Here is an 8,012-nt window from a genome sequence, read left to right on the forward strand (position 1 = left end):
GTTAGAACTCCGCATCATCATCCCTCAGTTCATACGCGTGCTGGAAAACAGCCACCCCGTGGTGCTGGACGCCGATGCCGATGGTGACTGGAGCGCCCAGCAGCGGCTGGTGGTGGTGTCCAACATGAAGCGCGGCTTCTGCGTCACCTTGCGCATGAGCGCTCCCGAGGTCGACGCCTGGCGCCTGCACACGCCGCAAAGCGGCGGCATCACGCTCGATGCGATGCACGACGGCTACCGCCTGTGCACGCCGCGCCCGGGTCGCTACACGCTGGTGCTGCAACACGAGTTCGAGGCGACGGCGCAAAGGTCCACCACCGGCGCGCTGCGTTGGCCGGTGCGGACCGACATCACGGCACTCTGAGCATCGAACTGTCGCGCGAGCTTCCGAGTTCCGAGTAGAAATTCATGATCGGAATGCGGCTCATGGATGGGGATGAAGCAGGAACGCCGAACCCCTCAGTACACAACGAGGCTTGAGGATGTGCCGGTGGCGAGGGCGTGATCAAGGACAATTCGCATACCCCAACCCGTATGACGCCCACCGTGAACTTTCCTCCAGGGCATCCGACGCTGCTACGACACCCAGTGCCGGATGGGATTCCATTCCCGGTGGAGACCGTGCTCGAACTGCCTGCGGTAGCCTATGAAGTGGAGCAGCGAGACGACTGGTGGATTGTGAGGGTCGTGGTCACCGGTGAAGCCGTTTACCAAGGTCCGGGTCCGGTTGATGTTTTCGTATCCGAAGCGCCATTTTGATGACTGAACATCCGACGTTACTGTGGCATCCCAAACCTGATGGCGTGAACAGCTACCGCGAGACGCCCCTACCGCTGGAGCCTCACGAATACCACGTCATCGAGGTGCACGACTGGTGGATTGTGATCGTGATTGTCAACGGTGAGATGGTGTACGAAGGCGCGGGTCCAGTGAAGGTTTATCGTTCACCAACGCCCTTTTAGAGCAGGGGCTAGAGGGATCATCCGTAGTTCGAACGCCCTTCACCTCTTGGCGGGGATGATGATGTCCTGCACGTTCTTCTCCACCACCGAGCACGCCGAGCAACCACCCCAAACTTTTGAGAATCAAACCAGTAACCGTCCACTGAAGTGGGTCAACTCCAATACACGTCAGGGACGGAGAATCGGCCTGGGGAAATGCTGATCATTCGGCGTCGGCGGGCACGGCCGGTGCATGCGTGAATTGCCCGAGGTTTGGCTTTCGGCGAGTTGACGGCGGTATGCCTAAACGGACATAATTGAGGCGATGTTGAAGCAAGCGCGCAAACCCATCAAATGGGTCAGCTCCGCCAAGCGCGATCTGGATGCCATGCCAGAGGATGTCAAAGACGTCTTCGGCCATGCCATCGACTTGGCGCAAGCCGGCGGCAAGCACCAGGATGCCAAGGCCATGACGGGTTTCGGCTCGGCCGGTGTGCTGGAGGTGGTCGAGGACCACCAGGGAGACACCTACCGGGCTGTCTACACCGTCAAGTTCGCCGGCTGGGTCTATGTTCTGCACTGCTTCCAGAAGAAATCCAAAAGCGGCATCGCAACGCCCAAGCCAGATATGGACCTGATCAATATCCGCCTGAAGGCCGCAAAGCAAGATTTCGAGGTATGGTTGGCACAGCAAGGAGTACGCAAATGAATGCACACAACGACATCACCATTGAAGAAGGTGGCACGAATGTCTACGCCGACCTGGGTTACACCGACGCGGCCGAGATGGCGCGCAAATCCCAGCTGGCCGGTGAGATCGCGCGCGCGATCAAGGCACGCCGCCTGACGCAAGAGGATGCTGCGACGCTGCTGGGCATCGATCAATCCAAGGTCTCGCGCATCACACGCGGCCAATTCCGCGGCGTCAGCGAAGCCAAGCTGCTGGAACTGGTGGCCAGGCTGGGTCACGATGTGAAGATCGTGGTCGGCCCGGTGCGCCGCCGCGCCGGCAAGATCGAGTTGCAGTTTGCCTGAGCTCGCCCCGCAGCATCAGGCTCAACCCAATTTGCGACACGCTTGCCTGTCAGCTGTTGCTCGCATGTGGACCGGTGAGCTGCTGTTGGCGTCGGCGGTGCCCGATGCGATGGCCGCTGCCGTCATAACATCGGTCGACGCCAATCCTCCTGACGGGAAAGCAGCCTGACGACCGTCACATGACCCGTGTTGCCCAATACATCGAGGCCGCCGAGCGCGACAACACGCGCAGGAGTTACGCCTCCGCAATTCGCCATTTCGAGATCGAGTGGAAGGGCCTACTGCCTTCCACGGCCGACGCCATCTCCCGCTACTTGGCCGACCATGCGGCGACCCTGGCCATCAACACGCTGCGCCAGCGGCTGGCCGCGCTGTCCCGCTGGCATACCGATCAAGGTTTCCCCGACCCCACGAAGTCGCCGCTGGTACGCCAGGTACTCAAAGGCATCCGCTCCGTCCACTCCGCGCCAGAAAAGCGCGCGCGCCCGCTGGAACTGGCGGTGCTCCAGCAGATCGATCAGTGGCTCGACGCTGCCATCAGCAATGCCCAGCGCTCCGGTGACCAGCCGGCTTTGCTTCGCCACGCGCGCAACCGCAGTCTGATGCTGCTGGGGTTCTGGCGCGGATTCCGCTCCGACGAACTGGTCAACCTGCGCGTTGAGAACACCGAGGTCACCCCCGGCCAGGGCATGGCCTGCTTCCTGGGCCGCAGCAAAGGCGACAGGCAGTTGCAGGGCCGCGTTTTCAGATGCCCGGCCTTGTCCCGCCTGTGTCCCGTGACCGCCTTCAATGTCTGGGTCGACTTGGCCGGTTTGACCGAGGGCCCGGTGTTCCGCAAGATCGACCGCTGGGGCCATGTCGCCGATGAAAGCCTGCATGCCAACAGCCTGATCCCCTTGCTGCGCAGCCTGTTCGCTGAAGCCGGCGTCGAGTCGCCCGAGGAATACAGCAGCCACTCCATGCGCCGCGGCTTTGCCGGCTGGGCACGTGCCAGCGGCTGGGACATCAAGGAGCTGATGGAATACGTCGGCTGGAAGGATGTCAAGTCGGCCATGCGCTACCTCGATGCGTCGGATTCCAGCCTGCAAGCCCGGTTCGAGCAAGGCCTGACAGCCCTGGCGCCGGCAACTCTGCAGCCAGCGCCGCCTTTGTTGTTGACAGAACAGGCCGACGCTCTGCGCCTGCCGGCCGCAGGAACGACGCCTGTGGCAGTCTTGCGTGTCACGATGGTGCTGACCCGCTTCAGCAAGCAGTCGCGCGGCTTGGCGCTGGGCCACCGGCTGATCGAGCAGACCTGCTTTGAGCGTTTCGCCATGCAGCGCCTGAACGCGAAGGGCACACGCTACGAACTGGCGATTCCCTACCTGTCCCGCGACGTGCTGGATGAGGTGATCGCCACGCTGCTGGATGATATGTACCGCATCGCCGAGGACAACCAGTGCCTGTTGGAGACCTCGTTTCACGAACCCGCCACCGATTCACACTGGGACTGAGGCGATGGGCAGACAGGCAGCCTGGCGGGGTAGTCCCCGCAAATGACAACACTCCATGAGACGGCCTATCCCAGCCTGAAACTCGATCCGACCGCCCGTGAGTTGGCGGAGCAAGATGGTCCGGGCTCAGTTGCTCAACTGCAACGGCATCGCGCCTCCCAAGGCTTGCAGCGAGGACCAGGTGGTGGAGCAGCTGATTGAAGCCCTTTACAAGCTGCGCGACAAGCGCACGGACAGCCTTGCTTCGCTGATGTCGCGGAATTGGCGTGCCCGGTGGTCGGTGGCAACGGCCTCTGAACGGTGAGAAGAGAAGTTTTCCTTGGCAACCATGGGGGAGATCATCGGACAAGATGGCGCTCGCTGCTTAGGAAGCCACGGGTTTACCCTCGCATCCTAACCGGGTCATTTGCACCGAATCTGAGATCACCCCGTTCACGAATGTCCGGTCGAGCGCAAGGTGACCTGGAACTGCCGACCTATAGCGAAACGACGCGCCGGGAGAAAGCGGTCGATCACCATTCAAGCCAAGTGGGCCTCTACTGAAAACTTACGCGTCCAAGACAAGGCGCTGAGAGCTACAGCGCGATACACAGATCATCATCGACTTGTTCGCCCTGCGCTCTTCGGCGGTGAGGATGCTGTCCCGGTGGTCTACCTGACCGTCCAACACTTTGGTCTCGCATGCACCACAAAGTCCTTCGCGACAACTGTGGTCGGGCAACAAACCGTTGTCCAACATGGCATCTAAGATCGACTGCCCAGCACTGACCTGTATGACTTTGGCACTGCGCCGCAACTCCACAGTGAAATCGGACGCAGCCGCCTGCGGTGCGTGAGGCGCAGCAAACCGTTCGAGATGCACCTGGTTGAAGCTCAAGTTCGAACACTCCCTTTGAAACGCGTCAAGCATGGGTGCGGGCCCACATGCATAAAAGTGTGCTGCTGGGGAATAGGCCGACAGCCGCGTGTGCAAATCGGGTGGTCCGCCCTCTTCGTCGTCGAAGTGGTACGAAACATTCAACCCACGCGCGGTCATTGCTTTCAAGTTCTCCAGGAATGCAGCGTCCTGTCGCGACCTTGAGCAATAGATCAAGTCAGCAGGTCGCCCCAACTCGAGCAATCGGTTCAGCATGCAGAGCATGGGGGTGATGCCAATTCCCCCGGCCAAAAATACAGAGTGCAGCGCGGCTTCGTCCAGCGCAAAATTGTTGCGTGGCTCTGAGATCTTGAGCACCTGGCCAACGCGAAGGTTCTCATGCACATATCTGGAACCGCCGCGGCTTTTGCGATCCTTCAAAACGCCCACGACATAGCGTCCTGATTCTGAGCACGGGTTGAGCACGGAATAGTTCCGGACGAGACCATTTCCCAAGTGGAGATCAATGTGTGAGCCAGGTTCATGGGACGTAAACAGCACGCCATCATCCGCTGGCCTCAATTCAACACTGATGATCTCCGGTGCCTCATAGCGCAGGGTGTGAACTCGTGCAAAAAGAGTGGAGGTGGACATGAAAGGACGATATTCAGCCCGGGCGCAAATGCGCTACGGCCGGGATTACATGATGTGCAGACCGCCGTCCACCATCAGCGTTGTGCCGGTGATGAAGGAGGCTTCGCTGGAAGCCAGCCAGAGGATGGGCCGCGCAATTTCGATAGGGTCTGCCCACCTCCCAATCAAGGACGTGTCCTTGCGTTCAGTCTTGAGCTGTTCCACGTTCTTTCCAGCACCCTGCGCGCGACTCACGTGAAAATCGGTCAGCGTGGATCCTGGACAGACAGCGTTCGCCCTTACCGAATGTGGCGCCTCTTCAAAGGCGAGCGTGCGTGTGTAGGCAAGTTGAGCAGCTTTGGTGGCATCGTAGAGACCCATTCCTCGACGTCCTGTGACTGCATAACAAGAGGACACATTGACGATGCTCCCGGCACCCGACTTGCGCAACGCCGGGAGGGCCGCTTTGCAGTAGTTGGACATTCCAACCAGGTTGACGCCCACCATCGCCTGCCATTCACCGGGTGTCGCATCGGCTGCTGCCGAATAGTTTCGCATCGCTGCGTTGTTGACGAGAACATCCAGCGAACCCCACACGTCCACACAGTGCCTGGCGCTGGCCATCGCCGCGGCCTCATCGGTCACATCAGCGTGCACGCAGAACACCCTCGCATCAGGCTGAGCATTCAGTATGGCGGCCTTCGTTCTCGCGAGTGCCTGCGCATCGGCATCCACCATCAGGATGGCAGCGCCTTCGCGAGCGAAGAGGGTTGACACTGCAGCGCCGATGCCGGCGCCCGCACCAGTAATCAGCGCGACCTTGTTCGCCAAACGGTAACTGTTGCTGGTCACTCAGTTCACCTTCGCGCCAGTGTCCTTGATGACCTTGCCCCAGCGCACGATCTCCGTCGAAATCCAGTTGCTGAACTCCTGCGGTGAGCTGGCGACGATTTCAAACTCCATGTCTTTCAGACGAGCTTTGATTTCCGGAGAGTTGATGATTCTCACCATCTCTTGGTTGTATCGGGCAATGATGTTGGGTGGCGTGCCTGCCGGGGCAAGAAAGCCGATCCAGGATGTCGCCTCGAAGTCCTTCAATCCCGATTCACTGAGCGTGGGAATGTCCGGGGTACTGTCGAAGCGCTTGGTGCCCGAGGTGGCCAGCAGCTTCAACTTCCCTTCCTTGACAAACCCTTGCACGTTGCCCGGTACAAAGAAGCCTGCTTGAACATTCCCGGCCAGCAGGTCAGCCACGGCCGGCCCCGCACCGCGGTAGGGGATGTGCGTCATCCGGAACCCCGCTTCCGACTTCATCATTTCCATCGTCAAATGTGATGCACTGCCCAGTGACACCGACCCATAGGAATACTTGGTCGGATTGGCCTTGGCTTTGGCGATGAAGTCCTGAACACTGGTGATCCCTGTGGTGGGATTCACCACCAGGTATTGGGGGGACTTCACCGCCAGGGTGATGGGCGCGAGGTCCTTCACGGGGTCGTAGGGCATGTTGTCGAACAGGGTCACGTTGATCGCCAACGGGCCGTTGTACCCCACCAGGAGCGTGTGCCCATCAGGCGCTGACCTCACCACGTCCAATGCACCGATGTTCCCGCCAGCCCCGCCTTTGTTCTCGACCACAAAGGGCTGCCCGAGCGCCTCTTGAAGCTTGGGCGCTAAGAGGCGAGCCAGCACGTCGTTTGTGCTTCCCACGATCGGCACCACGATTCGGACCGTCTTGGTAGGACGCCAATCGGCTGTAGCTTGCGACCATGCGGGGGACGCCGCAAATGCCATGAGCACGGCGCTGGCGATGAGTGTTTTGGATGCAGTCATGTTGTCTCCTTCTTTGTGGGTGGAAAAGCGAACGATTTCAGAGGCTGAAGACAGGCTTCTCTGTGCTGTCGGCAAGGTGCTCCCTGGCCCACTCAACTGGGCTCTGTTCTTTGGGCAGCAACACACCTGCCGGACGCACACGCTGTTGACTTGAATCCAGCGCTGGCGGCATGAGCCCCTCTTCCAGTCCCAAGGCAGCCTCGTGCAACATGCGACGCGCCATCACGATGGCCTTGTCTGTGGGCAGTAGTCGCTCAGCTTCGTGGTTCTGGATAGAGCCCATGCTTTCTTGCAGCGAGTAGTCCTGTGCAGAGAAGCCAAAAACTCCGCTGTAGGCTCGGTGCTCTTTTTGGGCCACACGGTCCATCTGGTACCCGTTCTCCCGATTGGCCGCAGGGACGAAGCTGCCGGGGGCCTCGTACTCGACGTGGATACCCATGCCGGCCTTCATTGCATCCAGCTCTTCCTGGCTCAATGGTCGGTTGGGTTGCCAGTTGATGCTCCAGGCCCAGCAGCTGTGATCGTCGATCGGTACCCAGATGTGACCGCCCAAGGCGTGGTCACCGAATGGTGCAATCAGCGTGAACCAAGGGAACAACCATTGGGTGACGCGCCAATAGTAGGAGTCAGGCTCTCCATTGCGGCGGCCAAACAGGCTCAAGCCAAAGGGTGTTTTCTCGATCTCGAACACCACATTCCCATCGGCTTTGATGTAGTCGAGCGCCTTCACGCCTTTGTGCATCGGGTCCGAGTCAACCTCGTAGCGGTGAACATATGAGACGTGGGCGGTATCGATCCCACCCTCCATGGCCTGCAGGTAGCTTGAGTACTGCAGCCGTTTCGATACATAGACGTGCTCGGCTGGAAGGGTGCACCACTCCAGTTCCGGCAGTTCTGGTTGTTGATCGGCGGGCCCCATGTAAGTCCACACGATTCCTCCGCGCTCGATGCAGGGGTACCCCTTGATATGCATGCGCGCACAAGCTTGCGGCGCAGAGGGAACATCCACACATTGGCCTGCGCTGTTGAACTTGAGACCGTGATACGCGCAGCGAATGCCATTTTCCTCATTGCGTCCGAAGAAGAGCGACACCTGTTAGCGGCGGTCTAAACCCGCGTAAATCTGGCGGCGGTAAGTGGTGACGGAATTTGGTGACGTAATCCGGTGTTCATTTCTGGTGGCGGATTCTGGGTGCGGTTTTCGGTGCTGAGCGTGCCAAC

The 8,012-nt window shown here is 59.9% G+C and carries 10 protein-coding genes; 6 read left to right on the forward strand and 4 right to left on the reverse strand.

The window, feature by feature from the left end; genetic code table 11:
• The 6 genes from AC0GNR_RS19065 to AC0GNR_RS19090 form a co-directional block, all read left to right on the forward strand.
• Window positions 1–364, forward strand: a 364-nt coding sequence (locus AC0GNR_RS19065; RefSeq protein WP_472902349.1) for a hypothetical protein, incomplete at its 5' end; no start/stop codon positions are given.
• Between the two features lie 72 nt (window positions 365–436).
• Window positions 437–505, forward strand: a complete 69-nt coding sequence (locus AC0GNR_RS19070) for a DUF4113 domain-containing protein (protein WP_300651537.1) — start codon at window positions 437–439, stop codon at window positions 503–505.
• A 253-nt stretch (window positions 506–758) separates the two neighbouring features.
• Window positions 759–962, forward strand: coding sequence for a hypothetical protein (locus tag AC0GNR_RS19075; RefSeq protein WP_472901542.1), 204 nt, complete (start codon window positions 759–761; stop codon window positions 960–962).
• Window positions 963–1,266: 304 nt separating this feature from the next.
• On the forward strand, window positions 1,267–1,650 hold the full coding sequence (locus AC0GNR_RS19080; protein WP_300651532.1) for a type II toxin-antitoxin system RelE/ParE family toxin: 384 nt from the start codon (window positions 1,267–1,269) through the stop codon (window positions 1,648–1,650).
• Complete coding sequence (locus AC0GNR_RS19085) at window positions 1,647–1,976, forward strand: helix-turn-helix domain-containing protein (RefSeq protein WP_300651534.1); 330 nt, start codon at window positions 1,647–1,649, stop codon at window positions 1,974–1,976. Before AC0GNR_RS19080 ends, AC0GNR_RS19085 begins: the two co-directional genes overlap by 4 nt.
• Window positions 1,977–2,155: 179 nt before the next feature.
• Entirely contained in the window at window positions 2,156–3,469 is a 1,314-nt protein-coding gene (locus AC0GNR_RS19090; protein WP_439609131.1) for a site-specific integrase, read from the forward strand.
• Window positions 3,470–4,016: 547 nt separating this feature from the next.
• On the opposite strand, the gene AC0GNR_RS19095 is transcribed toward AC0GNR_RS19090, so the two are convergent.
• The 4 genes from AC0GNR_RS19095 to AC0GNR_RS19110 are packed head-to-tail and all read right to left on the reverse strand — an operon-like array spanning window position 4,017 to window position 7,884.
• On the reverse strand, window positions 4,017–4,979 hold the full coding sequence (locus AC0GNR_RS19095) for a PDR/VanB family oxidoreductase (protein WP_472902350.1): 963 nt from the start codon (window positions 4,977–4,979) through the stop codon (window positions 4,017–4,019).
• 45 nt (window positions 4,980–5,024) lie between these two features.
• The gene (locus AC0GNR_RS19100; RefSeq protein WP_472902351.1) at window positions 5,025–5,810 is read right to left on the reverse strand and encodes an SDR family NAD(P)-dependent oxidoreductase; all 786 of its coding nucleotides are present in this window, start codon (window positions 5,808–5,810) and stop codon (window positions 5,025–5,027) included.
• Complete coding sequence (locus tag AC0GNR_RS19105; protein WP_472902352.1) at window positions 5,811–6,791, reverse strand: Bug family tripartite tricarboxylate transporter substrate binding protein; 981 nt, start codon at window positions 6,789–6,791, stop codon at window positions 5,811–5,813.
• A 37-nt stretch (window positions 6,792–6,828) separates the two neighbouring features.
• Window positions 6,829–7,884 (reverse strand): Rieske 2Fe-2S domain-containing protein, encoded by a 1,056-nt coding sequence (locus AC0GNR_RS19110; protein WP_472902353.1) that lies wholly within the window; start codon window positions 7,882–7,884, stop codon window positions 6,829–6,831.
• Between the last annotated feature and the right edge of the window lie 128 nt (window positions 7,885–8,012).

Source organism: Hydrogenophaga sp. LT287 (assembly GCF_055702805.1).

What these genes read in the sequence shown, in the direction of transcription:
- AC0GNR_RS19075 (WP_472901542.1), top strand. Translation starts at nt 759, where the DNA reads ATGACTGAACATCCGACGTTACTGTGGCATCCCAAACCTGATGGCGTG.
- AC0GNR_RS19080 (WP_300651532.1), top strand. Translation starts at nt 1,267, where the DNA reads ATGTTGAAGCAAGCGCGCAAACCCATCAAATGGGTCAGCTCCGCCAAG.
- AC0GNR_RS19085 (WP_300651534.1), top strand. Translation starts at nt 1,647, where the DNA reads ATGAATGCACACAACGACATCACCATTGAAGAAGGTGGCACGAATGTC.
- AC0GNR_RS19090 (WP_439609131.1), top strand. Translation starts at nt 2,156, where the DNA reads ATGACCCGTGTTGCCCAATACATCGAGGCCGCCGAGCGCGACAACACG.
- AC0GNR_RS19095 (WP_472902350.1), bottom strand. Translation starts at nt 4,979, where the DNA reads ATGTCCACCTCCACTCTTTTTGCACGAGTTCACACCCTGCGCTATGAG.
- AC0GNR_RS19105 (WP_472902352.1), bottom strand. Translation starts at nt 6,791, where the DNA reads ATGACTGCATCCAAAACACTCATCGCCAGCGCCGTGCTCATGGCATTT.